We start from the raw sequence: 25,333 nt of genomic DNA, 5'->3' as shown, positions 1-25,333 counted from the left end.
CGCCGCGGACGGCCGAAGGCCCCCCGCCGTGCGGCGGGGGGCCTTCGTGGGTCCTGCGGTGGTCGTGCGGCAGTGCCGGGCCGGGTGTCAGGCCGGCACGGAGGCCACGCCCGGGGCGAGGAACGGCTTGCCGTTCACCCGCTGGGAGACGCCCTCGCGGTCCAGGTACGGCGTGATGCCGCCCAGGTGGAAGGGCCAGCCCGCGCCGGTGATCATGCACAGGTCGATGTCCTGCGCCTCGCCGACGACGCCCTCGTCCAGCATCAGGCCGATCTCCTGCGCGACGGCGGCGAGGGTGCGCTCGCGCACCTGCTCCTCCGTCAGCACGGTGTCGCCGAAGGTCAGCAGCTCCAGCACGGTCGGGTCGAGGACCTGCTTGCCGTCCTCCCAGACGTAGAAGCCGCGCTTGCCCGCCGTGACGACCTTGCCGAGGTTGCCGGAGACGGCGAACCGCTCCGGGAAGGCCCCGTGCAGGGTCTCCGAGACGTGCAGGGCGATGGCCGGGCCGACCAGCTCCAGCAGGGCGATCGGCGACATCGGCAGGCCGAGCGGGAGCACGGCCTTCTCGACGGTCTCGAACGGCGTGCCCTCGTCGATGACGGTCTGGATCTCGCCCATGAAGCGGGTGAGGATCCGGTTCACCACGAACGCCGGGGCGTCCTTGCTGAGGACGGCCGTCTTCCGGAGCTTGCGGGCCACACCGAAGGCGGTGGCCAGCGAGGCGTCGTCGGTCTTCTCCGCGCGGACGATCTCCAGCAGCGGGAGGATCGCGACCGGGTTGAAGAAGTGGAAGCCGACGACCCGCTCCGGGTGCTCCAGCTTCGAGGCCATCTCGGTGACCGACAGCGAGGAGGTGTTGGTCGCCAGGATCGTGGTCGGCGAGACCACGGCCTCCAGCTCGGCGAAGACGTTCTGCTTGACGCCCATCTCCTCGAAGACGGCCTCGATGACGAAGTCCGCGTCGCCGAAGGCGACGGCCTTGTCGAGGTGGCCGGTGACGAGGCCCTTGAGCTTGTTCGACTTGTCCTTGCCGATGCGGCCCTTGGCGAGGAGCTTGTCGATCTCGCCGTGGACGTAGCCGACGCCCTTGTCGATGCGCGCCTGGTCGATGTCGGTCAGCACGACCGGCACCTCCAGCCGGCGGGCGAACAGCAGCGCCAGCTGGGAGGCCATCAGGCCCGCGCCGACGACGCCGACCTTGGAGACCGGGCGGGCCAGCGACTTGTCCGGCGCGCCGAAGGGGCGCTTGGCACGGCGCTGCACCAGGTTGAAGGCGTACAGGCCGGCCCGCAGCTCGCCGCTCATGATGAGGTCGGCCAGGGCCGCGTCCTCGGCGTCGAAGCCGGCCTGCAGGTCCTGGTCCTTGACCTGCTGGATGATGTCGAGCGCCTTGTAGGCGGCCGGTGCGGCGCCGTGCACCTTGGCGTCGGCGACCAGGCGGCCCCAGGCGACGGCGTCGTCCCAGGCCTTGCCGCGGTCGATCTCCTCGCGCTGCACGGCGATCTGGCCCTTGAGGACCGCGGCCGTCCAGTGCAGGGACTGCTCCAGGAAGTCGGCCGGCTCGAAGATCGCGTCCGCGATGCCGAGCTCGAACACCTCGGCGCCCTTGAGCTGCTTGTTCTGGCTCATCGAGTTCTCGACGATGACCTTGACGGCCTTCGCCGGGCCGATGAGGTTCGGCAGGATGGTGCAGCCGCCCCAGCCGGGGACGAGGCCGAGGAACACCTCGGGCAGCGAGAACGCCGGGACGCCCGAGCTGACCGTGCGGTAGGTGCAGTGCAGGCCGACCTCGACGCCGCCGCCCATCGCCGCACCGTTGTAGTAGGCGAAGGAGGGGACGGCGAGCGCGGCGATCCGCTTGAAGACGTCGTGGCCGCCCTTGCCGATGGCCAGCGCGTCGCTGTGCTCCTTGAGCACCTCGACGCCCTTGAGGTCGGCGCCGACCGCGAAGATGAACGGCTTGCCGGTGATCGCCACGGCGGCGATCTTCCCCTCGGCGGCCTCGGCCTCGACCTGGTCGAGCGCCTCGGAGAGCTTCGCCAGCGAGCCCGGGCCGAAGGTGGTCGGCTTGGTGTGGTCGAAGCCGTTGTCCAGGGTGATCAGCGCCAGCCGGCCGGCCTGCTGCGGCAGGTCGAGGTGGCGTACGTGCGCGGTGGTGACGACCTCGCCGGGGAACAGCTCGGCCGCGCGCTTCAGCAGCTCAGTGGTGCTCATGCTCACTTACCACCCTCGAAGTGCGGGTTCTCCCAGATGACCGTGCCGCCCATGCCGAAGCCGATGCACATGGTGGTCAGGCCGTAGCGGACGTCGGGGCGCTGCTCGAAGCGGCGGGCCAGCTGCGTCATCAGGCGCACGCCCGAGGAGGCCAGCGGGTGGCCGAACGCGATCGCACCGCCGTACGGGTTGACGCGCTCGTCGTCGTCGGCGATGCCGTAGTGGTCGAGGAGCGAGAGCACCTGGACGGCGAAGGCCTCGTTGATCTCGAAGGCGCCGATGTCGTCGATCGTCAGGCCGGCCTTGGCCAGGGCCTTCTCGGTCGCGGGGACGGGGCCGATGCCCATGACCTCGGGCTCGACGCCGGCGAAGGCGTAGGAGACCAGGCGCATCTTGATCGGCAGGCCGAGCTCCTCGGCGACGTCCTCGGCGGCGAGCAGCGAGGCGGTGGCGCCGTCGTTGAGGCCGGCCGCGTTGCCCGCGGTGATGTTGCCGTGCGGGCGGAACGGGGTCTTGAGCTTCGCCAGCGACTCCATGGTGGTGCCCGGGCGCATCGGCTCGTCCGTGGTCGCCAGGCCCCAGCCGGTCTCGCCGATCTCGGGGTTGGTGTTGCGGATCGCGACCGGCACCAGGTCGGGCTGGATGTCGCCGTTGGCGTACGCCTTGGCGGCCTTCTCCTGCGAGCGCACCGCGTACGCGTCGCAGCGCTCCTTGGTGATGTGCGGGAGGCGGTCGTGCAGGTTCTCCGCGGTCATGCCCATGAAGAGGGCCGACTCGTCGACCAGCTTCTCGGAGACGAAACGCGGGTTCGGGTCGACGCCCTCGCCCATGGGGTGGCGGCCCATGTGCTCGACGCCGCCGGCCACGACGATGTCGTAGGCGCCGAAGGCGATGCCGCCCGCGGTGGCGGTGACGGCGGTCATCGCGCCGGCACACATGCGGTCGATGGCGTAGCCCGGGACGGACTTCGGCAGGCCTGCCAGCAGACCGGCGGTGCGGCCGATGGTGAGGCCCTGGTCGCCGATCTGCGTGGTGGCCGCGATGGCGACCTCGTCGATCCGCTCGACGGGCAGGTTCGGGTTGCGGCGCACCAGCTCACGGATGCACTTGACGACCAGGTCGTCCGCGCGGGTCTCGTGGTAGATGCCCTTCGGGCCGGCCTTGCCGAACGGGGTGCGGACGCCGTCGACGAAGACGACGTCCCTCGCGGTACGAGGCACGGGGGCTCTCCTCCCAGGGGACATGACGTTGAGTGCAGTCCGCACAGCTCACGGGTGGAGCGGCGCTGCTTCACGGCCATGCTACCCGTCGGTAACTACCTTGCCCAGGGGCGACACCCCCCGGACACCGTGTGTCGCGCGACACGTCCGGCGCGGGCCGGGCGGAAATGCCGAGGGGCGCGGTCGCCCGCGCCCCTCGGCGTCCGTGCCGCGGACGGTCAGTTCTCGGCGCCTGCGGCCTCGGCGGCCTCGGCGGCGGCAGCCGCAGCGGCGGCGGCGTCCGCGGCGGCGTACGCCCCGGCGAGGGCCGGGGCCACCAGCTCGGTCTGCCAGGCGCGGGCGCCGAGCGCCCGCAGTGCGGCCGCGATCGACGCGGCGCCCTGCCCGGCCGGCGGCTCCCACGTGACCCGGCGCACGAGGTCCGGCGTGATCAGGTTCTCCGCCGGCAGGTTCTTCTCCTCGGCCAGCGCCGTGACCGCGGCGCGGGCGGAGGTGAGCCGGGCGGCCGCGACCGGGTCCTTCTCGGCCCAGGCGCGCGGCGGCGGCGGGCCGTCGTGCGGTGCGGTGGCGGTCGGCAGCTGGGCCTCGGGCAGCTCGCGGGCCCGCTGGAGGGCTGCCAGCCACTGGTCGAGCTGACGCCGGTTCACCCGCGGGCCGAAGCCCTGCACGGCGACCAGCGCGGCGGCGTTCAGCGGCATGGCGAGCGCGGCGTTGACGATCGCGGCGTCGGCCAGCACCCGGCCGGGGGAGACGTCGCGTTCGCGGGCGATCCTGTCCCGGGCCTGCCACAGCTCGCGCACGGCGGCGAGCTGCCGGCGCCGGCGCACCTTGTGCAGCTGCGAGGTGCGCCGCCACGGGTCGACCCGCGGCGCGGGCGGCGGGGCCGCGGCGAGGGCCGCGAACTCCTGCAGGGCCCAGCCGAGCTTGCCCTGGGAGTCCAGCTCCTCCTCGAGCGCGTCGCGCAGCTCGACCAGCACCTCGACGTCCAGGGCCGCGTAGCGCAGCCAGGGCTCGGGCAGCGGGCGGGTCGACCAGTCGACCGCGGAGTGCTCCTTGGCGAGCGACAGGCCGAGAACGTTCTCGGTCATCGGGCCCAGGCCCACCCGGGGGAAGCCGGCCAGCCGGCCCGCGAGCTCGGTGTCGAAGAGCCGGCGCGGACGCATGCCCACCTCGGCGAGGCAGGGCAGGTCCTGGGTGGCGGCGTGCACGACCCACTCGGCGTCGGCGAGCGCCTCGCCGAGGCCCGCGAGGTCCGGGCAGGCGATCGGGTCGATCAGCGCGGTGCCGGCCCCGGCGCGCCGCAGCTGGATGAGGTACGCCCGCTGGCCGTAGCGGTAGCCGGAGGCGCGCTCGGCGTCGACGGCGACCGGCCCGCTGCCTGCGGCGAAGGCTGCGACCGTCGCCGCGAGCGCCTGCTCGTCGGCCACGACGGGTGGCAGCCCCTCCCGCGGTTCGAGGAGCGGGACCGGGGCTGTCTCTTCAGGGATGGCTGCTACGGCGTCGGTCACCCCCCAAGGGTACGACGGCGTCCGCGGCCGGGAGTGTTGTCGGACTGGTCAGACTGTGTTCCGACATATGCCGCCGGGCCGTGGCCCGCCGGACGCCCGCCCGCGGTGGTGCCGGTGAGCAGGGTGGCCGCCCGTACGGCGGCCCGCCGCGGCACGGCGGAGGCCCGGAGGAAACGTTCCTCCGGGCCTCCGCCGATACGGTGCAGGGATCAGTGGATGATGCCCGTGCGCAGCGCCACCGCGACCATGCCGGCCCGGTCGCCGGTGCCCAGCTTGCGGGCGATCCGGGCCAGGTGGCTCTTGACGGTCAGGGCGGACAGGCCCATGGCCACGCCGATGGCCTTGTTGGACTGGCCCTCCGCCACCAGCCGCAACACCTCGACCTCGCGGCCGGAGAGCTCCCGGTACGCCGTGGGCTGGGCCCCCGGCGCTCCGGGTGCACCGGGTGCCCCGGGCGCGCCGTGGGCGCCGTGGGCGCCGGGGGTGCCGGGCACGCCCGGCATGCCGGGACGGCGCATCCGGCCGGCCAGGTGTGCCGCGCCCAGCGGCATGCCCGGTCGGCCCGGCATCGCCAGGTTGGTGCGCGTTCCGGTGACGACGTAGCCCTTGACGCCGCCCGCGAGGGCGGAGCGCACGGCGCCGATGTCGTCGGCGGCGGAGAGGGCGAGACCGTTGGGCCAGCCCGCGGCCCTGGTCTCGGCCAGGATGGTCAGCCCGGAACCGTCCGGGAGGTGCACGTCGGCGATGCAGATGTCGCGGGGCGTGGCGACCCGCGGCCGGGCCTCGGCGATCGAGGAGACCTCGATGACGTCGCGGACACCGAGGGCCCACAGATGCCGGGTGACGGTGTTTCGGACGCGCGGGTCCGCGATGACCACCATGGCGGTGGGCTTCGTCGGACGGTACGCGGCCACGTGTGCGGGGTGCTCGAGAAGGACCGACACCAGGCCTCCTGTGGGGAGTGGCGGACGGAACCCCGATGGGGCGGTCGGAGTGTTCCGCGTTCGGAAAGGGTCACTGACACCTTCGGCATCATCCGTGCCCGGCTTTAGCGAAAGATCACGATCTGGTGAGTAACAATACGGACAAACCGCGCAGTCGACTGATGCGACATGCTCGGGAATCGCTCAGGCTCGATCGATACCGAAACGAGATGATCAACTCTGTGGCGGTAATTGACGCAGAGCGGGACGGAAGCCACACTCCGTCAGTCCTGCGGGTGGCGGTGCGCCGTGACGGTCCGCACGTCCCCCGGACGTGCGGCGGCCCGCGCGGGGCCCGGGCCGGCGGCCCGGGCGGCGGTGCGGCGGGGTGACGGCGCGGCGGTGCGCCGGGGCGCCGCAGGACGGCGCGGGAGGGGGTGCGGGAGGCGCGGGCCGGGACGGGGCGTCAGGACGGGCGGGGGCGGGGGAGCGCCCCGGGGTCCGCCGTCAGTGCGGTCGCGGTCGGCGGCGGGCCGGCATCGGCACGACGCCGCCCAGCGGCGGGCCGTCCGGCAGTGCGGCCGCGCCGGCCGTGACCGGGGGCAGGCCGGCGCAGATGCCCAGCAGGTCGCCCCAGGCGGCGAGGTGCCGGTCGAAGCGGCGGTCCGCGGGCGTCCAGGACGCCCGCACCTCGATCTCCGTCGACGCCGGCCGGTCCGCCAGGGCGCCGAAGTAGTGCGAGGCGCAGCGCGACACGGTGCCGCCCGGCTCGGCGTACCCGGCCCCGTGCGCCTGCAGCGCGTCCATCAGCCAGGCCCAGCCGACCTCGCCGAGCATCGGGTCGCCCGCCATCTCCGGTTCCAGCTCGGCCCGGGTCATGGTGACCACCCGGAAGTCGCCGTGCCAGGCCTCCTGGCCCGCGGGGTCGTGCAGCAGCACCAGCCGGCCGTCGGCCAGCTCCTCGCCGTCCACCTCCACGGTGGCCGTCAGGGCGTACGCGAACGGGGCCAGCCGGCGGGGGGCCGGGGCGGGGGAGAGCTGCACCTCGGGGCGGAGCCGGGCGCCGGCCATCGCCTCCAGCGCGCGGCGGAACTCGATCGGCGCCGCTTCCTTGTCCGTTCCGCCACCTTGTGCGGGGTGCCCGCCGACCGCTGCCATGGAGGGAAGCCTAGGTCGCCCGCGGCCCCAATCCGAGCAACTTCCGTCGGTGCGGCGTGCCGTAGGGCCCCGGGAGGCGGATCTCGGACGAACCTACGAGCCGCCCGCGACGGCCGCACCCGGCGCGCGTGCGAAGATTCGACGCGTGAGTGAGACTCCCGCGGCGACCCCCGCAGCCCAGCCCGGCCCGCAGCCCCACGAGCGGCGCAGTGCCGCGCACGACTCCGCGTTCCTGCGCGCGGCCCGCCGTGAGCCGGTGCCGCACACCCCGGTCTGGTTCATGCGGCAGGCCGGCCGCTCGCTGCCCGAGTACCTCAAGGTGCGCGAGGGGATCCCCATGCTGGAGTCCTGCATGCGCCCCGAGCTGGTGAAGGAGATCACCCTCCAGCCCGTGCGCCGGCACAAGGTGGACGCGGCGATCTTCTTCAGCGACATCGTGGTGCCGCTGCGGGCGGTCGGCATCGACGTCGACATCAAGCCGGGCGTCGGCCCGGTCATCGCCGACCCCATCCGCACCGTCGAGGACCTCGACCGGCTGCGCCCGCTGGAGCCGGACGACATGCCGTACATCACCGAGGCGGTCGGCCTGCTCGTCGACGAGCTCGGCAGCACCCCGCTGATCGGCTTCGCCGGCGCGCCGTTCACGCTGGCCAGCTACCTGGTCGAGGGCGGGCCGTCGAAGAGCCACGAGAAGACCAAGGCCATGATGTACGGCGCCCCCGAGCTGTGGGCGGGCCTGGTCGACCGGCTGGCGGACATCACCGCCGCCTTCCTGAAGATCCAGATCGAGGCCGGCGCCTCCGCCGTCCAGCTCTTCGACTCCTGGGTCGGCGCGCTCGCCCCCGACGACTACCGCCGCTCGGTGCTGCCCGCGAGCACCCGGGTCTTCGACGCGGTCGCCTCCTACGGCGTCCCGCGGATCCACTTCGGCGTCGGCACCGGCGAACTCCTCGGCCTCATGGGCCAGGCCGGCGCGGACGTGGTCGGCGTCGACTGGCGCGTGCCGCTCGACATCGCCGCCGACCGGGTCGGCCCCGGCAAGGCGCTGCAGGGCAACCTCGACCCCGCCGTGCTCTACGCCCCGACCCGGGTCGTCGAGACCAAGGCCCGCGAGGTGCTCCACGCCGCCCAGGCGCTCGGCGGCAGCGGCCACATCTTCAACCTCGGCCACGGCGTCATGCCCTCGATGGACCCGGACGCCCTGAGCCGCCTGGTCGCCTTCGTGCACGAGACGAGCGCCCTCTGACACCGTGGCGGGGGCCGGCGCACCGGCCCCCGCCCCGGCGGTCACCCCCCGGCGGACGTCACTCGCCCGCCGCCGGACCGTCCGACTGCTGCGGCGCCTCCGGCATCCGCTGACCCGGCACGGAGCCGGGGCCGCCCTGCGGCCGCGGTCCCGGCGCGGGCGCCGGCCAGACCGGCCCGGGCGGCTTCGGCGGCGCGGCCTTCCGGCGGCGCAGCACCGACCGGCGCACCAGCCACGCCACCGGCGCGAGCAGCAGCAGGAACGGCGACAGCGCGGCCAGGGTGATCAGCAGCCCCCGCAGGATCGCCCACAGCACCCGCCAGCCGTCCCGGAAGGCGTCGGCCACCGTCGTCCACAGGCCGTCCGGCTCCTCCTCCTCGCCGGCCGTCACCGACGGCCGGCGCAGCTCCACGGTGATCGTCGACAGCGAGGTCTGCGCGGCGAGCTCCTGCTGCTGCCGCTTGAGCGACTCCAGGTCGGCCTCCCGCCGGGTCAGCTCGCTCTCCAGCGACACCACCTCGGAGAGCGTCTTCGCACCGGAGAGCAGGGCGCGCACCCGGTCGACCGAGGCCTGCTGCGTCTTCAGCCGGCTCTCCGTGTCGACCACCTGCTGCGTCATGTCGTCGGCCTGGCTCGACCGCGACACCACCGTGCCGAGACCCGCCAGCTGCTCGATCGCCTGCTGGAAGCGGGCCGACGGCACCTTCAGCTCGATCCGGCCGCTCGACGGGCCGCCCTGGCCGCCGTTCAGCGACTCGCCGCCGACGAAGCCCCCGCCGCCGGTCGCCACCCCGCGGACGGCGTCCGCCACCCGGTCGAGGTCGGCCGTCTTCACCTCCAGCACGATCCGCCCGGTGTACGCGATGTACCGGCGGTCGGCGGCGTTCGCGGTGGGGCCGGCCGACGGGGCTGCCGGGGCGTCCGCCTTCTCCGCCCCGCCCCCGCCCGCGCCCGCCGGGGCGGTGCCCGGCGGTGCCGCCTTCGCGGCGCCGCCGCCGTCGGCCGCCGGTGCCACGGCCGCGTCCGCCGACGTGCTGCCCCCGCCGTCCGCGCCGCATCCGCTGAGCAGCAGTGCCGCCGCCACGGCTGCGCCTGCGAGCAGCCGTCTCCCTCTCGCCCTCATCCCGGTCCTCCCCTGTCGCGTCCGGTTCTTCGCCTATTGGACGCGGAAGCCGCCGATCAGGACCCGTTGCGTTCATCCCGAAAAGATCACGTCTCGGCCTCGCTCCGATGTACACCGGCTCGCGCACCCGACGGAGCCGACGGCCCGCTCCCGTGAGCGGGCCCGCACGGCGGCGGTCGGCGGCCCGACCCGGCGGGGCGCGGGAGGTAAGGAGTGCGAGACTGCCAGGCATGGCAGAACCTCATGTCGTGGTGATCGGCGGCGGCATCGCCGGACTCGCCGCAGCGGTGTTCCTGAGCGGCGGGCCGCGCCGGGTCACGCTGCTGGAGGCGTCCGGCCGGGTCGGCGGCAAGCTGATGACGGGTGAGGTCGGCGGCGTCCGCGTCGACCTCGGGGCGGAGTCGATGCTCGCCCGCCGGCCCGAGGCCGTGGCGCTCGCCGAGGAGGTCGGCCTCGCCGACGCCCTGGAGCCGCCCACCACCGCGAAGGCCTCGATCTGGACCCGCGGCGCGCTGCGCCCGCTGCCCGGCGGACAGCTCATGGGCGTGCCCGGCGACCTCGACGCCCTCGCGGCCTCCACCGTGCTCTCCGACGCGGGCCTCGACCGCGCCCGCCACGAGCGGCCCGCCGCGACGGGACCGGACGTCGCCATCGGCGCGTACGTCGCCGCGCGACTCGGCCGCGAGGTCGTCGACCGGCTGGTCGAGCCGCTGCTCGGCGGCGTCTACGCCGGCCACGCCGACGAGATCTCGCTGCGCGCCGCCGTCCCCCAGCTGCTGCCCCTCGTGCAGTCCGGCGAGCCGCTCGTCGACGGCGTGCGCGCGCTCGTCGGCCGGCCGCGGGCCGGTGCGGGCCCGGTCTTCCAGGGCATCCGCGGCGGGCTCGGCTCGCTGCCCGCGGCCGCCGCGGCCCACCTCCGCCGGACCGGCGCCGACGTGCGCACCGGCACCCCGGTCGACGGGCTGCGGCGCACCCCGGGCGGCTGGCGCGTCGTCACCGGCGGCGAGGTGCTGCACGCCGACGCCGTCGTCCTCGCCGTCCCGGCCGCGCAGGCCGCCGCCCTGCTGCAGGCCGACGCGCCCCGCGCCGCCGCCGAGCTCGCCGCCGTCGAGTACGCCGGGATGGCGCTCGTCACCATGGCGTTCCGCCGCGCGGACCTCGACCGGCTGCCGCAGGGCAGCGGTTTCCTGGTGCCGCCGGTGGACGGCCGCGCGATCAAGGCCTCGACCTTCTCCAGCAACAAGTGGGGGTGGCTGGAGCAGTCCGCGCCCGACACCTTCGTGCTCCGCACCTCGCTCGGGCGGCACCGGGAGGAGGCCGCGCTCGACCTGGCCGACGAGGAGCTCGTCGGCCGCTCGCTCGCCGACCTCGCGGACGCGGCGGGCCTGCGGGCCGCGCCGTACGCCACCGCCGTGACCCGCTGGCGGCAGGGGCTGCCGCAGTACCCGGTCGGCCACCTCGACCGGGTGGAGCGGATCCGCCGGCACGTCGCCGAGGCCGGCGCCCTGGCCGTGTGCGGCGCGGCGTACGACGGCGTGGGCATCCCGGCCTGCATCGCGAGCGCCCGGCGCGCCGTCGGCGAGGTGCTGACCCCGGCGGCCGGAGCATCCGTCGCGGAGGGGAGAATGGCCCCATGACTGAGAGCACCGAGCAGCAGCCCGTGAAGAAGAAGGCCCGCGACCTCAACCAGGTCATCCGCTACACCATGTGGTCGGTGTTCAGGCTCAGGGGCGAGCTGCCCGAGGACCGGACCGCGCTCGCCGCCGAGGTCGACGGCCTCTTCGCGCAGCTCGACGCGAAGGACGTCACCGTGCGCGGCACCTACGACGTCTCCGGCCTGCGCGCCGACGCCGACGTCATGGTCTGGTGGCACGCCGAGAGCTCCGACGACCTGCAGGAGGCGTACAACCGCTTCCGCCGCACCGGCCTCGGCCGGGTGCTGGAGCCGGTCTGGTCGAACATGGCGCTGCACCGCCCGGCCGAGTTCAACAAGTCGCACATCCCGGCGTTCCTCGCCGACGAGCAGCCCCGCGACTACGTGTGCGTCTACCCGTTCGTGCGCTCCTACGAGTGGTACCTGCTGCCCGACGAGGAGCGCCGCGCCATGCTCGCCGAGCACGGCAAGATGGCCCGCGGCTACCCGGACGTCCGCGCCAACACGGTCGCGTCCTTCGCCCTCGGCGACTACGAGTGGCTGCTCGCCTTCGAGGCCGACGAGCTGCACCGCATCGTCGACCTGATGCGCGACCTGCGTCCCTCGCGGGCCCGGCTGCACGTCCGCGAGGAGGTGCCGTTCTACACCGGCCGCCGCAAGCCCGTCGCCGAGCTCCTCGCCAGCCTGGCCTGACACCGCCAGGTCGCCCGCCCGGTCGGGCGCCGCACCGCGGCGCCACCGGGCCCCGGGCGGCCCCGGCTTCCGGCTCCCCGGCTTCCGGCCCGGGCCCCGGCCTCAGGTCCGCAGGGCGGCCCGCAGCCGCTCGTCCGCCAGGGCCGCCGGACCCGCCATCGCGACGGCCCGCAGCAGTGCCTGCTCCTGGTCGCGGCCACGGTCCGCCTGCCGCGGCAGGCGGGCCGTCCGCAGCACCTCCATGCCGGCGGGCGCCGCGAAACGCGTGCAGGCGTGCACGTCCACCCGGGCCATCAGCAGGGTGCCGCAGGTGAGGACCAGCGGCAGCGAGAACCACGCGACGGCCGCCCGGGCGTCGTCCGTGCCGGGCGCGCTCAGCGCCAGCGCCGCCGTGAGCAGCACCAGGCACAGCAGCAGCGAGCGGCGCACCTGCCGCACCGCCCGCCAGGTGCCGACGCGGACGGGCTCCGGCGTGGCGAGCCCGGCCCGCGCGAGGCGCTCACCCACCTCCAGCACCGTGGGGTGCGCGGCGAGTTCGGCCCGCAGCGGGCCCGTCCGGCACTGGCCGTCGGGCCCGATCGCCTCGATCAGCGCCCGCTCCAGCCGGGTGCGCCCGCGCGGGTCGACGACGGTCGTCCAGCCGGTGTGCGCCAGGTGCAGCCGGCCGCGGCCGGCCATCAGGACGAGCACCAGCTCCACCACCCGGGCGGGGCCGCCCGCGAGGTACGCCGTCTCGTACAGGCCGATGCCCACCGCGGCGGACGGCTGCGCGGGACCGGAGACCTCCAGCACGTCGGCCCGTGTCGCCACCTGGACCAGCCGCAGGCAGGAGTACGCGGCAGCCGCGCAGGCCGGGATCAGGAAGAGCACCCACATGGGCTTGTTCTAGCCCCGCGGCATGCGGCCGGGGAACACGTCCCCGGCCCGCGATACCGAACTGTGACCGGCCGCGCCCTCACGAACCGCAGCCGCCGCCCCCGCCGCAGCTGGACCCGCAGGAGCTCCCCGAGGAGCAGGAGCTGCCGGACGAGCACGAACTGCCCGACGAGCCGCACGAGCCGGAGGAGGACCCGCACGAGTTCGACGACGAGCCGCAGCTGCTCGACGAGCCGCCGTCCGACCCCGACGACCCGCACCACGTCACCGAGCCGCTGCAGGACGAACCGGAGTCACCGGACGAGCCGGGCGTGCCGACGGCCTGCTGGCGGGCCAGCAGCGAGGCGCGCAGGTCCTCGTCCGGCAGCAGGTCGACGCCTTCGAGGGCCAGTGCGCCGAGCAGCAGCAGCCCGGCGGGCGCGCCGACGACGTCGTGCGGGTACCAGGGCGCGCCCTCGCGCATCAGGGAGAGCTGGCGGCGTCCGGCCGGGGTGATCCGGCTCCGGTCCGGCTTGGTGCCGACCATCACGATCACCCCGAGGATCAGCACGGCGACGAACGGGAAGACCGGCGGGGCCCCGGAGTAGCCCTCGCCGAGGCTGTGCCCGGCCCAGGACGCCACCGCCACGACGCCGAGGACGAGCGTCGCGAGGAGCGCCAGCCCGAAGAGGCGGCGCAGCCGCACGACCGTGCGCTGCCGGTCCGGGCGGCGCATCAGTCCGCGGTCCGCGAGCGCGTTGCCGATCTGCTGGACGGCGGCGCTGCGCGCCACCTCCCGGCGGACCGCGGTGCCGTCACGGCGGCGGCCGGGGCCGACCGCGTCGATCAGGGCGGCCTCCACGGCGTCCGCGGGCCGCGGGTCGGTCACCGTCACCGTGCCGTCGCGCGAGATGATCACGCGGCCCTGCTGCTGCATCCGTATCAGGGCCGCGTCCGCGGCCCGGGCCGGGCCGCCGGCGAGGAACGCCGTGTCCAGCAGGCCGAGCCCGCGGCCGGACAGTCCCCGCGGCTGCGGCACGCGCCGCAGCCTGCGGGACGCGGCCAGCAGCGCCACCCCGGTCGGTACGACCAGGACGAGGGCCACCCCGAATTCACCGCTCCACATCGTCATCTCCCCCGTGTCCCCCGTCCTTCGGTCGAACGCTCCGTCGTGTGCTCCGTCGCGTGCTTCGTGTGCGGGTCTCCCGCTGCCGCCCGGCCGCGCCGGAACAGCCGTCCGTGCACCGCCCGCACCGTCCGGGCGGCCCGGGTGCCGTGGCCCGGGGCCGCCCCCGGGTCCAGCCAGTGCGCCAGCTCCGCCCGCCACGGCGCGGACGGCTCCGCCGCCAGCGCCCACCGGGCGAACTCCTGCGCGTCCGCGCGGTAGCCGCCGCGCTGCGGTCCCCCGGCGGCGTACCGCGCGAACAGCGGGCGGTACGCCGGGCCCAGGATGCGGGCGGGCTCCGGTGCGACCCGGGCCACGGTCTCCCGCCGCTTGTCGAGGAGCCCGCGCGCCTGGACGGCGACCTGCCCCGGGTCGAAGCCCTCCGGCACCGGGCCGCCGGCCACCAGCGCGGCCGCCAGCTCGGTCTGGCGCCGCGCCAGCCGGGCGCGGGCCACGGCCAGTTCGGCGTCGTCGCCGCGCACCAGGTACTCGTCCTGCTCAGACATGCTGCAGCACCCCCCGGCCGGGCCGGGCCCGCTCCAGCACGCCGCGGATCGCCGCGAGTTCGCCCGCCAGCTCGGACGGCGGCGGGTAGGCGTCGTCCCGTTCCAGCAGCACACCGGGCGGCACGGCCCGGCCGCAGAGCTCCGCGAGGACGTCCAGCACGGGCCCGGTGACCGGGTGGGCGTGCGTGTCGTGCCACACCCCGTCCCGCTCGACGCCGCCCGCCACGTGCACGTACGCGAGGGCCTCCAGCGGCAGCCGGGCCAGCTCGGCGGTGACGTCCAGGCCGAGGTTGACGCGGTTGGTGTGCAGGTTGGCCACGTCCACGAGGAGCCGCACGCCGGTGCGCTCCACGAGCTCGGCCAGGAACTCGCCCTCGGTCAGCTCGTCGTCGGGCCAGGCCAGGTGCGCCGCGATGTTCTCCAGCGCGAGCGGCACGGGCAGTTCGGCCTGGGCGATCCGGACGTTCTCCGCGACCACCCGCAGCGCGTCCCACGAACGCGGCACCGGCAGCAGGTGCCCGGCCTCCATGCCCCCCGCCCGCACGAACGCCAGGTGCTCGGTCACCAGCGGCGCACCCACCGCCGCGGCCACCTCCGCGAGCCGCGCCAGCCGCGGCAGCTCCGGCGGCTCCGCGCCGCCGATGCCGAGCGACACCCCGTGCGGCACCACGGTCACCCCCCGTTCCCGCAGCACCTCCAGCGAGCGCGGCAGATGGCCCGGACAGACGTTCTCCGCCACCACCTCGACCCAGTCGATCCCGGGCAGCTGCTCCACCGCGGTGTCGATCTCCGCGCGCCAGCCGATCCCGACCCCGAGCCGGGGCTGCACCGACGATTCCTCCATGGGTCCTCCCCCTTTCCCTCGCTGCTGAGGGTGTACCGGCCGGGCATGACTGCCAACCGTTAACTGCCGAACTCAGAGCTGAACTTGAGCTTTCTGCCCGGTCCGGTGCCGAAGCCGGTGCCGCGACGGGATATTCAGCGGCGCCGCGTCGGCCGAGTGGTTAACGTGACGCGTCTATGACGCCCACGATCCGTTCCTTCCGGCCCGCCGATGCGGAGGCCGCGACCGCGGCCCTCCGGGACGGCCGCCCGTATCTTGTCACCACCCCCGAAGCCGTCGCGTGGCAGGTCGTCGCCCAGCCCCACCTGCGCATGCTCGTCGCCGAGACCGGCGGGCGGATCGCCGGCACCGCGCGCTACGGCGCCTACCCGGACAGCGACAGCCCGGGCCACGGCTTCGCCCGCCTCCACGTCGTGCCCGGCGCGCGCGGCCGCGGCACCGGCTCCGCCCTGCTGCGCGCCGTCGAGGCGGAGCTCGCCGCGGACGGCGTCCGCCACCTGCACTGCTGGGCCGACGACGAGCCCGCGGCCCACGCCTTCGCGGCCGCCCGCGGCTACACGCGCGGCCGCGTCGGGTACTTCGCCCGGCGGGACCTCGCGGCACCGCTGCCCGCCGTCCCCGCCGTCCCGCCCGGCACGGCCCTGTGCACCGCGGCGGACTTCCTCGACGATCCGCGCCCGCTCTACCTGGTCGACGTCGAGGGCACCCAGGACGAGCCGGGCGACGTCGCCCTCGCCGACCAGGCGTACGACTCGTGGCTCGCCGAGATCTGGCAGCGCCCCGACTTCGACCGCACCCTCACCAGCGTCGTCGTCGCCGACGGGGGACCGGTGGCGTTCTCCGCCGCGCAGACCGACGGCCGGGGGCGCTACTGGTCGTCGTTCACCACCACCCGGGCCGCGTACCGCGGCCGCGGCCTGGCCCGCCTCGCGAAGGCCGACTCCCTGCACCGCGCGCGGGCCGCCGGGTTCACCGAGGCGTTCACGCACAACGACGGCGGCAACGCGCCGATGCTGGCGGTCAACGCCTGGCTCGGCTACGAGCGCTGCGCCGCCGAGTGGAAGTACACGCGGGACCTGCCCGGCCGACCGGCCCCGGCAGGACCCGCGTAGGGCCCGCGCAGGGGCGGGGCCGGGTGGGCCGGGCAGGACCGGGGCCGGGTGGGCCGGGCAGGACCGGGGCCGGGTGGGCCGGGCAGGGTCGGGGACGGGGGCGTTCACGCCACGGCGACGCCGTGGGCCCGGGCCAGGCCCGCCAGGCCGTCCGCCCAGCCCTGGCCGACCGCGCGGACCTTCCACACCGCGGGCCCGCCGCCCGGCCGGTGCCGGTACACCTCGGCGACCAGCATCGCCGAGACCGCCGGGTCGGACGGAGGCCGGAACGACCAGCCCGTGCCGTCCGCGGCGTGCAGCAGGAGCTCGGCGTCGGCCAGCGCGGCGCAGGTCAGCGCGGTGTCGCTGTCCATGTTCACCGACACGGCGACCCGGTGGACGTCCGGCGGCAGGTCGTGCAGCCGGAGCACGGCCGTCTCGGTGCACCGCTCGCCGGTCCGGTCCTTCGCGTCCAGGGTGACGGCGCCCGCGGCGGCGGTGCGCTGGTGGTAGAAGACGAAGTCCTCGTCGCCGCGCACCACCCCGTCGGAGGTCAGCAGCAGCACGGTGAGGTCGGCGTCCGCCCCCGTGCTGGAGAAGCGGACGGTCAGGCGGCCGAGGGCGGCCTCCGGCAGCTGCGCGTTCTGCCCGGGGGCGAGGACGGCGGGCCGGGGGCTGCCGCCGCGGCCGTTCGCGCGCCGGGTGCCGCCGTCGCCGAGCCGGCCGGCGAGGCCGTGCTCCCGGAGCAGGGCGACCAGCATGGGCCCGTCCACCAGGGTCAGCGGCCGGCCCTCCACCCAGCGGCGCGAGCCCGGTCCGAAGCCCGAGGTGGTGACGAGGATGCCGCGGTTGGCCCCCTGCCGCTGCATGGTCGCGTCGAGGTCGCGGACGGCTGCGGGCGGCACGGTGTGCCGGTACCGCTTCGCCTGGATGACGATCTGGCCGCCGGTGATCGGGTCCGGATCCTCGGCGAGCACGTCCACGCCCTCGTCGCCGCTGCGGGCGGTGGTGCGGGTGCGCAGGCCGCGGCGGCGGAACAGCTCGGCGATGAGCTCCTCGAAGGCGATCGGGTCCATGGCGTAGAGGTCGGGGCCGGGGCCGTCCGACGCCTCGACGACCCCGGCGGCCGGTGCGGGCACCGGCGCGGGCACCGGCGCCGGGCCGGTGCCGGGGAGGACCGCCTCGGCCTTCTCCGGCCGGGCCGAGAGCCGGCCGCGCAGCCCGTCGACCAGGCAGTCGACAGCGTCGACCCGGTCCAGGGCGACGGCCTGGAACTCCTCCCGGGTGGCGGTGACCGAGGCCAGGCAGCGGTGCTCCTCGCGCCCGGTGGCCGGGTCGACCGCGGAGACGTGCCCGTCGACGGTCACGGCGTGCAGCAGGCCGTACTCGTCCGCCCGGAAGACCTCCGCCAGCACGCGGAGCGTGCACTGGGCCAGCAGGGTGCGGTAGAGCGCCTTGCGGGCGGCGGCCGGGCGGGCCACCTCCGTCTCCCGGTCGTCGGCCTTGACGTAGCGGTGCCGGGCCGCGGCGGGCACGGTGGTGTACGGCGGCAGCCGCCAGCCGACGGTGAGGTGCCGCGCGTCGGCGTCCCAGACGACCTCGCCGCGGACGGGGACGCCCTCCGGCCAGTCGTCGCGCCAGTGCAGTGCCGCCTCGAAGAGCTCGACGGCGGCCTCCGCGGACCCGGCCCGCACCTCGGCGCCGAGGCCGGCCACGCGTTCGGCCTGCCGGGCGGCGAGGCCGCGGGTCTCGGCGGCCCAGGCCTCGTACTGCGCGCGGTAGGCGGCGAGCTCCCGCTGCCGGTGCTGTTCGGCGGCCTGCGCCGCGTACCAGTCGTGCTCGAAGCGGGCGCGGGCGTGGGCCGCCTGCTCGTCCCGGTGCCGGCGGGCGGCGGGGTCGAAGGCGTCGGGCCCGGTCGGCGGTGCCACCAGGTAGTCCTGCTGGAGCGGCATCGGCACCGGGCCGCCGAGCGGGCCGGGGTCGAACGGCGGGACGTCGGCGCGCAGGTCGGAGAGCCGGAAGGCCGGGCCCGCGAGCCCGGCGGAGAGGACGCCGCCCAGGGCGGCGACCCGGGCGTCGAGCTCGGCGGTGCGGCGGGCGGCGTCCGCCTCGCGCTGCTGCTGGTAGGCCCGCAGTGCCTCGCGTTCGCCGCGGGCGGCGGCCCGCTGGGCGTCGCGCCGGGCCCGTTCCTGCTGCCGCTGCTGTTCGGCGGCGGCGCGGCGCTGGGCCTCCTCCCGGAGGTGCTGCCGGCGCTGCGCCTCCGCCAGCATGGCCAGTACTCCGGAGCTGCGACGCCCTGCCACCGTGGTCCTCTCGTGCCGTACCGAACTGATGATCAGTCTGGCACGGTGCGGGGCGGTGGTGGCAGGGCGTGCAGGAGCGTGCCGCCGGGGCTCAGGTGCCTTCGGCGGGCCGCAGCGTCAGCGAGATGCTGTTGATGCAGTACCGCTGGTCGGTCGGGGTGTCGTAGCCCTCGCCCTCGAAGACGTGACCGAGGTGGCTGCCGCAGCGGGCGCACCGGACCTCCACCCGGCGCATGCCGAGCGAGACGTCCTGGATGTACTCGACACGGTCCTCGGCGAGCGGCGCGTAGTACGAGGGCCAGCCGCAGTGGCTCTCGAACTTGGTGGTGCTGCTGAACAGCTCCGCGCCGCAGGCCCGGCAGCCGTACACGCCGACCGTCTTCGTGTCGGTGTACTCGCCGACGAAGGCGGGCTCGGTGCCCGCCTCACGCAGGACGTGGTACTCGGCGGGGCTCAGCTGGTCGCGCCATTCGGCGTCGGTCTTCCGGACCTCGTGGTTGCGGATCTCGTGGCTCACGTCGGGCCTCCCATCAGGCTTCGGATGCAACGTCCGCGAGGCTGCCGAGAATTTCCGGGCCGAGGTCGGTGACGTCGCCGGCGCCCATGGTGAGCACCAGGTCGCCCGGCCCGGCCAGGGCGGCGAGGCGTGCGGGCGCGGCGGCGAAGTCGTGCTCGGCGGTGACGTCGGCACCCGCGCGGCGGGCGGCGTCGATGATGAGCTCGCTGGTGACGCCGGGCACCGGGTCCTCGCGGGCCGGGTAGATGTCGAGCACGACGGAGGCGTCGGCGAGCGCCAGCGCCGCGCCCATCTCCTCCGCGAGCTGCTGGGTGCGGCTGAAGAGGTGCGGCTGGAAGACCACCAGGACGCGCCCGGGGCCCGCCGCCTCCCGGATCGCCTCCAGGTCGGCGACCATCTCGGTGGGGTGGTGCGCGTAGGAGTCGATCACCTGGACGCCCCCGGCCTCGCCCTTGAGCTGCAGCCGGCGGCGGACGCCGGTGTAGCTGCCGAGCGCCTTGGCGAGGTCGCCGGCGGGCACGCCCAGGGCCACGCCCGCGGCGAGCGCGGAGACGGCGTTGTGCGCGTAGTGGCGGCCGGGCACGGAGACGGTGAAGGTCAGCTCCTCGCCGCCGATCGCCACGGTGACCTCGCTGGTCATGCCGCGGGCGGAGACCTCCAGCACCCGGACGTCCGCGTCCTCGGCCGCGCCCACGGTGACGATCGTGAGCCCGGCCCGCCCGGCGACCCGGGAGGTGAGCTCGCGGGCGCCGTCGTGGTCGGCGGAGACGACGAGCGTGCCGCCCGGCACGATGCGGCCGACGAAGGTCTCGAAGGACGCGTGGATCTCCTCGATCGAGGCGTAGTTGGCGTGGTGGTCGAGCTCCACGTTGAGCACGATCGCCACCTCGGGCGCGTACTTGTGGAAGCTGCGGTCGCTCTCGTCGGCCTCGGCGACGAAGATGTCGCCGGCGCCGTGGTGGGCGTTGGAGCCGGGCGCGTCGAGGTCGCCGCCGATGGCGTACGACGGGTCGAGGCCGAGCTCGCCGAGGCTCACCGCGAGCATGCTGGTGGTGGTGGTCTTGCCGTGCGTGCCGGCGACGGCGAGCGCGCGGCGCCCGCCCATGAGCGCGGCCAGGGCGTCGGAGCGGTGCACCACCGGGATGCCGCGCTCGCGGGCGGCCGCGAGCTCGGGGTTGTCGGCCCGGATGGCGCTGGAGACGACGACGCTGCTGGTGCCGGCGGGGAGGTTCTCGGCGGCGTGGCCGACGGAGACCTCGGCGCCCAGCGCGCGCAGCGCGCGCACCGTGTCGGACTCCCTGGCGTCGCTGCCCGAGACCTTCGCGCCGCGGACCGCGAGGATCTTCGCCAGACCGGACATGCCGGCGCCGCCGATGCCGATGAAGTGCGGGGCGTGCAGGTCGTGCGCGGCGTCGTTCAAGGGATGCTCCGTACAGCCGGGGACTGGGAGGACGAGAACCGTCCTCGCGGTGGTTCCGCAAGGACGATTCTGCCCTACCGGAGACGGGCCCCTCCTGCCCGGCGGCGGGCGGGGAGGCGGGCGCTCCCCCTGCCCGGCGGCGGGCAGGAGGTGCGGCTCAGGAGTCGCTGGCGAACAGCTTGAGCACGGGTACGCCGACCGTGTGCCGGGCGCGGGAGGCCCAGTCGCGGTGGAAGAACTCCTCGACGAAGTGCGGCGAGGTCAGCACGAGCACCTCGTCGGCGGCGTGCTCCTCGACGACGGCGCGCAGGTTGTCGAGCGGGTTGTCCTCGACGACGCGGCCGGTGGCCTCGGCGCCGGCCGTGCGCAGGTGGCGCAGGCTGTGCTCCAGCGATTCCCCGGCGACGGTGGGGCCGCCGGGTTCCTCGTGCTCGTGCACCGCTCTGTCGAGATGGCCGAGGGCCACGTCGTCGAGGGCCCGGAGCAGTTCGTCCTGTCTGCCGCGCGGCTGCATCAGGACGACGAACGACACCTTCTCCTCACCGTGGAGCGTGGTCACGAGCTCCACGTCGGCGTCGGAGAGTGCCTTCTCGATCATCAGTACGGTCTTGAACACGTGAGTCCCTTCGACGTTGCAGGCCCCCGGGTCCGCCTGACCACATCCTGCCCGGCGGAAGCTTTCCTCACGCTGCACACGCACCACATGCGCCACACGGGGTCACCGACGGTACTGCTACCCGGCGGACGCCGGGCGCACGTACCGGGTGAAGAGGAAACCTTTCTCCTCGATCAACGAGACCAGCCGCATGTGCTGCGCACCGGGGATTCCCGCGCCCCGCACGATGCCCGGACCGTCGCCCCCCGTCAGCAGCGGCGCCACCGACAGGCACAGCTCGTCCAGCAGGCCCGCCCCGGCCAGACCGCCCAGCAGCCGCGGACCGCCCTCGGTCAGCAGCCGCGTCCAGCCCCGGGCCACCAGGGCCGCGACCGCCTCCCGCAGGTCCACCGACCGCTCGCCCGCGACCACCACGTCGGCGACCTCCGCCACCGCCCGCCGGGCCGCGGCGGGGGAGTCCTCGGTGGTGATCACCACCGTGCGCACCAGCGGCCCGGTGAACAGCGGGGCCGACAGGTCCAGCTCCAGCCCCCGGCTGACGATCGCGATCGCCGAGGCGGCCTCCTGGCCCGCCGCCCGCCGCGCCCCGGCGAACTCCGTACGCGCCCGGGCCGGCCGGTAGCCCTCGGCCCGCACGGTCTCCGCGCCCACCAGCACCGCGTCCGCGAGCGCCCGCAGCACCCCGAAGATGCGCTTGTCGGCCTCGCCCGACAGCCCCTCCGACAGGCCCTCCAGCCGGGCCGAGCCGTCCAGCGCGGCCACCATGTTCGCGCGCAGCCACGGCTGCCCGGCCGTGACCTGCTCCGGGTAGGCGTAGACGGCGGCCAGCGACTCCAGCGACGCCGGGTCGCCGACCGGCACTGTGAGCGGATTCATCAACAACTGCATGGATCCGAGTCTTCCACGGGGCGTACCCTCTACTACCGTGCCCGCAGCCCCGCAGTCCGACCTCACCACCCCAGGTGCCGCCACCGTGACAGCGCTCACCGACCGCCGCCCGGTCGTCCCGGCCGAGCGCCTGGTGGCCGAGATGATCCCGCCGCCACGGTTCGCCGGGGTCAGCTTCGGCAGTTACCTGCCGGACACGTCGCAGCCCAGCCAGTACGAGGCCGTGCAGGTGCTGGAGCAGTTCGCCGCCTCGCTCAACGGCGGCACCGGGGCCCCCAGGCGCGCGTGGTTCCGCCGCTCCGCCCCGGCCCCCGCCGGCCCGGCCGGCGTCTACCTCGACGGCGGCTACGGCGTCGGCAAGACCCACCTGCTGGCCTCCCTCTGGCACGCCACCCCCGGCCCCAAGGCCTTCGGCACCTTCGTCGAGCTGACCAACCTCGTCGGCGCGCTCACCTTCAAGGGCGCCGTCGAGACGCTCTCCTCGCACCGCCTGCTCTGCATCGACGAGTTCGAACTCGACGACCCGGGCGACACCGTGCTCGTCTCCACCCTCCTCGGCCGCCTCGTCGAGAACGGCGTGAAGCTCGCCGCCACCTCCAACACCCTGCCCGACAAGCTCGGCGAGGGCCGCTTCGCCGCCGCCGACTTCCTGCGCGAGATCCAGGGGCTGTCCGCCCACTTCCGCCCGGTGCGGATCGACGGCCAGGACTACCGGCACCGCGGCCTGCCCGCCGCCCCGCCGCCGTACACCGACGCGGAGGTCACCGAGCGGGCGGCCGCCGCCCCCGGCGCCTCCCTCGACGACTTCGACACCCTCCTCGCGCACCTCACGGCCGTCCACCCCAGCCGCTACGGCGCCCTGCTCGACGACGTCCACGCGGTCTTCCTGCGCGGCGTGCGCCCGGTCGACGACCAGTCCACCGCGCTGCGCCTGGTCGTCCTCGCCGACCGCATGTACGACCGCGAACTGCCCGTCACCGCCTCCGGCGTCCCCTTCGACCAGGTCTTCCCCGAGGAGATGCTGCGCGGCGGCTACCGCAAGAAGTACCTGCGGGCCGTCTCCCGGCTGGTCGCCCTCGCCCGGGACAGCTCCAAGCCCTGAGCGGCGCGCCCGCCGACCTGCTGAGCCGCTGAGCCGCGCCGGCCCCGCCCCGGGCGGCGGCGCGCCCGTCCCGTTCGCGCGCGTCCGGCCCCGGCTGCCCGTACGGCCCTGCACTGTCGGTGCGGGGCCGTACGGTGGAACGGTGCGCCCCATCACGAGTATCGAGCGGTCCACGACGCCCTTCGAGGTCGTCAGCCCCTACCAGCCCAACGGCGACCAGCCGGCGGCCATCGCCGAGCTGGAGCGCCGCATCCGTGCCGGCGAGAACGACGTCGTCCTGCTCGGCGCCACCGGCACCGGCAAGTCGGCGACCACCGCCTGGATGATCGAGAAGCTCCAGCGGCCCACCCTGGTGATGGCGCCCAACAAGACGCTCGCCGCCCAGCTCGCCAACGAGTTCCGCGAGCTCCTGCCCAACAACGCCGTCGAGTACTTCGTCTCGTACTACGACTACTACCAGCCCGAGGCGTACGTCCCGCAGACGGACACCTACATCGAGAAGGACTCCTCGATCAACGAGGAGGTCGAGCGGCTCCGCCACTCCGCCACCAACTCGCTGCTCACCCGCCGCGACGTCGTCGTCGTCGCCTCGGTCTCCTGCATCTACGGCCTCGGCACCCCGCAGGAGTACGTCGACCGGATGGTCCCCCTCAAGGTCGGCGAGGAGATCGACCGGGACGCACTGCTCCGCCGTTTCGTCGACATCCAGTACACCCGCAACGACCTGGCCTTCTCCCGGGGCACCTTCCGGGTGCGCGGCGACACGATCGAGATCTTCCCGGTCTACGAGGAGCTCGCCGTCCGGATCGAGATGTTCGGCGACGAGATCGAGGCGCTGTACACGCTGCACCCGCTCACCGGCGAGATCATCAGCCAGGACGACCTGATCTACGTCTTCCCCGCCTCCCACTACGTGGCCGGCCCGGAGCGGATGGCACGCGCCGTCAACGACATCGAGAAGGAGCTCGGGGACCGCCTCGCCGTCCTGGAGAAGCAGGGCAAGCTGCTGGAGGCCCAGCGGCTCCGCATGCGCACCACGTACGACATCGAGATGCTCCGCCAGATCGGCACCTGCTCGGGCGTCGAGAACTACTCGATGCACTTCGACGGCCGCGCGCCCGGCACCGCCCCCAACACGCTCATCGACTACTTCCCCGAGGACTTCCTCCTCGTCATCGACGAGTCGCACGTCACCGTGCCGCAGATCGGCGCGATGTACGAGGGCGACGCCTCCCGCAAGCGCACCCTCGTCGACCACGGCTTCCGGCTGCCGTCCGCGATGGACAACCGCCCGCTCAAGTGGGAGGAGTTCCTGGGGCGCGTCGGCCAGACGGTGTACCTCTCCGCGACCCCCGGCAAGTACGAGCTCTCGCGCGGCGACGGCGCGGTCGAGCAGATCATCCGCCCCACCGGCCTCATCGACCCCGAGGTCGTCGTCAAGCCGACCGAGGGCCAGATCGACGACCTGGTGCACGAGGTCCGCACCCGCGTCGAGAAGAACGAGCGCGTGCTCGTCACCACCCTCACCAAGAAGATGTCCGAGGACCTCACCGACTACATGCTCGGCCTCGACATCCGCGTCCGGTACCTGCACAGCGACATCGACACGCTGCGCCGCGTCGAGCTGCTGCGCGAGCTGCGGGCCGGCGAGTACGACGTGCTGGTCGGCATCAACCTGCTCCGCGAGGGCCTCGACCTGCCGGAGGTCTCCCTCGTCGCCATCCTGGACGCCGACAAGGAGGGCTTCCTGCGCTCCGGCACCTCGCTGATCCAGACGATCGGCCGCGCCGCCCGCAACGTCTCCGGCCAGGTGCACATGTACGCCGACCGGATCACCCCGGCGATGGAGCTCGCGATCTCCGAGACCAACCGCCGCCGAGCCGTCCAGCAGGCGTACAACGAGAAGCACGGCATCGACCCGCAGCCGCTGCGCAAGAAGATCGGAGACATCCTCGCCACCATGGCCCGCGAGGACGTCGACACCGACCAGCTGCTCTCCACCGGCTACCGCGGCGCGGCCGGCAAGGGACGGGCGCCCGTCCCGGCGCTGGGCGCCGACCGCAAGCCCGCCAAGAGCCTGCCGGCCGCCGAGCTCGCCCAGCTCATCCAGGACCTCACCGACCGCATGCACGCCGCGGCCGCGGAGCTGCAGTTCGAGGTCGCCGCCCGGCTGCGCGACGAGGTCGGCGAACTGAAGAAGGAGCTGCGGCAGATGCGCGAGGCCGGCATGGCCTGACCCCGCCGGGGCAGGCGGGCGGAGCACCCGGCAGCGCCGGTGCCTGCAGGC

The 25,333-nt window shown here is 74.8% G+C and carries 19 protein-coding genes and 1 pseudogene; 6 read left to right on the top strand and 14 right to left on the bottom strand.

From position 1 onward, the window contains the following. Positions 1-87: 87 nt before the first annotated feature. The 5 genes from SNE206_RS27850 to SNE206_RS27830 all read right to left on the bottom strand — a co-directional run bounded on the left by SNE206_RS27850 (position 88) and on the right by SNE206_RS27830 (position 7,023). Positions 88-2,214, bottom strand: coding sequence for a 3-hydroxyacyl-CoA dehydrogenase NAD-binding domain-containing protein (locus tag SNE206_RS27850; protein ID WP_407916254.1), 2,127 nt, complete (start codon positions 2,212-2,214; stop codon positions 88-90). A gap of 2 nt (positions 2,215-2,216) precedes the next feature. Then, the gene (locus tag SNE206_RS27845) at positions 2,217-3,434 is read right to left on the bottom strand and encodes a thiolase family protein (RefSeq protein WP_407916253.1); all 1,218 of its coding nucleotides are present in this window, start codon (positions 3,432-3,434) and stop codon (positions 2,217-2,219) included. Between the two features lie 218 nt (positions 3,435-3,652). Then, the gene (locus SNE206_RS27840) at positions 3,653-4,942 is read right to left on the bottom strand and encodes an HRDC domain-containing protein (protein WP_407916252.1); all 1,290 of its coding nucleotides are present in this window, start codon (positions 4,940-4,942) and stop codon (positions 3,653-3,655) included. Positions 4,943-5,151: 209 nt separating this feature from the next. After that, positions 5,152-5,886 (bottom strand): LuxR C-terminal-related transcriptional regulator, encoded by a 735-nt coding sequence (locus SNE206_RS27835; protein WP_407916251.1) that lies wholly within the window; start codon positions 5,884-5,886, stop codon positions 5,152-5,154. 486 nt (positions 5,887-6,372) lie between these two features. Next, positions 6,373-7,023 carry a DUF3000 domain-containing protein gene (locus tag SNE206_RS27830; protein ID WP_407916250.1) on the bottom strand — a complete coding sequence of 217 codons (651 nt, stop codon included), beginning with the start codon at positions 7,021-7,023 and terminating at the stop codon, positions 6,373-6,375. Positions 7,024-7,255: 232 nt separating this feature from the next. Here SNE206_RS27830 and hemE point away from each other — a divergent pair, with 232 nt between their 5' ends. After that, on the top strand, positions 7,256-8,269 hold the full coding sequence (hemE, locus tag SNE206_RS27825; protein WP_407916275.1) for a uroporphyrinogen decarboxylase: 1,014 nt from the start codon (positions 7,256-7,258) through the stop codon (positions 8,267-8,269). A 58-nt stretch (positions 8,270-8,327) separates the two neighbouring features. On the opposite strand, the gene SNE206_RS27820 is transcribed toward hemE, so the two are convergent. Beyond that, positions 8,328-9,392 (bottom strand): DUF4349 domain-containing protein, encoded by a 1,065-nt coding sequence (locus SNE206_RS27820; protein WP_407916249.1) that lies wholly within the window; start codon positions 9,390-9,392, stop codon positions 8,328-8,330. A gap of 230 nt (positions 9,393-9,622) precedes the next feature. Here SNE206_RS27820 and hemG point away from each other — a divergent pair, with 230 nt between their 5' ends. Together hemG and hemQ are read left to right on the top strand one after the other, a co-directional pair. After that, positions 9,623-11,029 carry a protoporphyrinogen oxidase gene (gene hemG, locus SNE206_RS27815; protein WP_407916248.1) on the top strand — a complete coding sequence of 469 codons (1,407 nt, stop codon included), beginning with the start codon at positions 9,623-9,625 and terminating at the stop codon, positions 11,027-11,029. Continuing rightward, positions 11,026-11,739: a hydrogen peroxide-dependent heme synthase gene (gene hemQ / locus SNE206_RS27810; RefSeq protein WP_407916247.1), complete on the top strand. Its 714-nt coding sequence runs from the start codon at positions 11,026-11,028 to the stop codon at positions 11,737-11,739. Before hemG ends, hemQ begins: the two co-directional genes overlap by 4 nt. Positions 11,740-11,841: 102 nt before the next feature. Here the strand turns inward: hemQ and SNE206_RS27805 are convergent, their stop codons facing one another. From SNE206_RS27805 to SNE206_RS27795, 3 genes and pseudogenes are all read right to left on the bottom strand, one after another. Continuing rightward, positions 11,842-12,615, bottom strand: a complete 774-nt coding sequence (locus SNE206_RS27805; protein WP_407916246.1) for a TIGR04222 domain-containing membrane protein — start codon at positions 12,613-12,615, stop codon at positions 11,842-11,844. 79 nt (positions 12,616-12,694) lie between these two features. Continuing rightward, positions 12,695-13,720, bottom strand: coding sequence for a TIGR04222 domain-containing membrane protein (locus SNE206_RS27800; protein WP_407916245.1), 1,026 nt, complete (start codon positions 13,718-13,720; stop codon positions 12,695-12,697). Between the two features lie 2 nt (positions 13,721-13,722). Next, positions 13,723-15,109, bottom strand: a pseudogene (locus SNE206_RS27795) (DUF692 domain-containing protein). Positions 15,110-15,285: 176 nt separating this feature from the next. On the opposite strand from SNE206_RS27795, the gene SNE206_RS27790 reads away from it, so the two are divergent. After that, positions 15,286-16,221: a GNAT family N-acetyltransferase gene (locus SNE206_RS27790; protein WP_407916244.1), complete on the top strand. Its 936-nt coding sequence runs from the start codon at positions 15,286-15,288 to the stop codon at positions 16,219-16,221. Positions 16,222-16,325: 104 nt separating this feature from the next. On the opposite strand, the gene SNE206_RS27785 is transcribed toward SNE206_RS27790, so the two are convergent. The 5 genes from SNE206_RS27785 to SNE206_RS27765 form a co-directional block, all read right to left on the bottom strand. Continuing rightward, positions 16,326-18,503, bottom strand: coding sequence for a restriction endonuclease (locus tag SNE206_RS27785; protein ID WP_407916243.1), 2,178 nt, complete (start codon positions 18,501-18,503; stop codon positions 16,326-16,328). A gap of 91 nt (positions 18,504-18,594) precedes the next feature. Beyond that, positions 18,595-19,020, bottom strand: a complete 426-nt coding sequence (msrB, locus tag SNE206_RS27780; protein WP_407916242.1) for a peptide-methionine (R)-S-oxide reductase MsrB — start codon at positions 19,018-19,020, stop codon at positions 18,595-18,597. Positions 19,021-19,033: 13 nt separating this feature from the next. Beyond that, the gene (gene murC, locus SNE206_RS27775; protein WP_407916274.1) at positions 19,034-20,419 is read right to left on the bottom strand and encodes a UDP-N-acetylmuramate--L-alanine ligase; all 1,386 of its coding nucleotides are present in this window, start codon (positions 20,417-20,419) and stop codon (positions 19,034-19,036) included. Positions 20,420-20,597: 178 nt separating this feature from the next. Beyond that, positions 20,598-21,056 carry an indole-3-glycerol phosphate synthase gene (locus SNE206_RS27770; protein WP_405011215.1) on the bottom strand — a complete coding sequence of 153 codons (459 nt, stop codon included), beginning with the start codon at positions 21,054-21,056 and terminating at the stop codon, positions 20,598-20,600. A gap of 117 nt (positions 21,057-21,173) precedes the next feature. Continuing rightward, a complete protein-coding gene (locus SNE206_RS27765) occupies positions 21,174-21,932 on the bottom strand; it encodes a dihydrofolate reductase family protein (RefSeq protein ID WP_407916241.1) in 759 nt (252 codons plus the stop codon). 10 nt (positions 21,933-21,942) lie between these two features. On the opposite strand from SNE206_RS27765, the gene zapE reads away from it, so the two are divergent. Further along, positions 21,943-23,046 (top strand): cell division protein ZapE, encoded by a 1,104-nt coding sequence (gene zapE, locus SNE206_RS27760; RefSeq protein ID WP_407916240.1) that lies wholly within the window; start codon positions 21,943-21,945, stop codon positions 23,044-23,046. 142 nt (positions 23,047-23,188) lie between these two features. Further along, entirely contained in the window at positions 23,189-25,282 is a 2,094-nt protein-coding gene (gene uvrB, locus SNE206_RS27755) for an excinuclease ABC subunit UvrB (protein WP_407916239.1), read from the top strand. The last annotated feature ends 51 nt before the right edge of the window (positions 25,283-25,333 follow it).

Source organism: Kitasatospora sp. NE20-6 (assembly GCF_045862635.1).
This window is presented reverse-complemented; position numbering and strand designations above follow the sequence as displayed.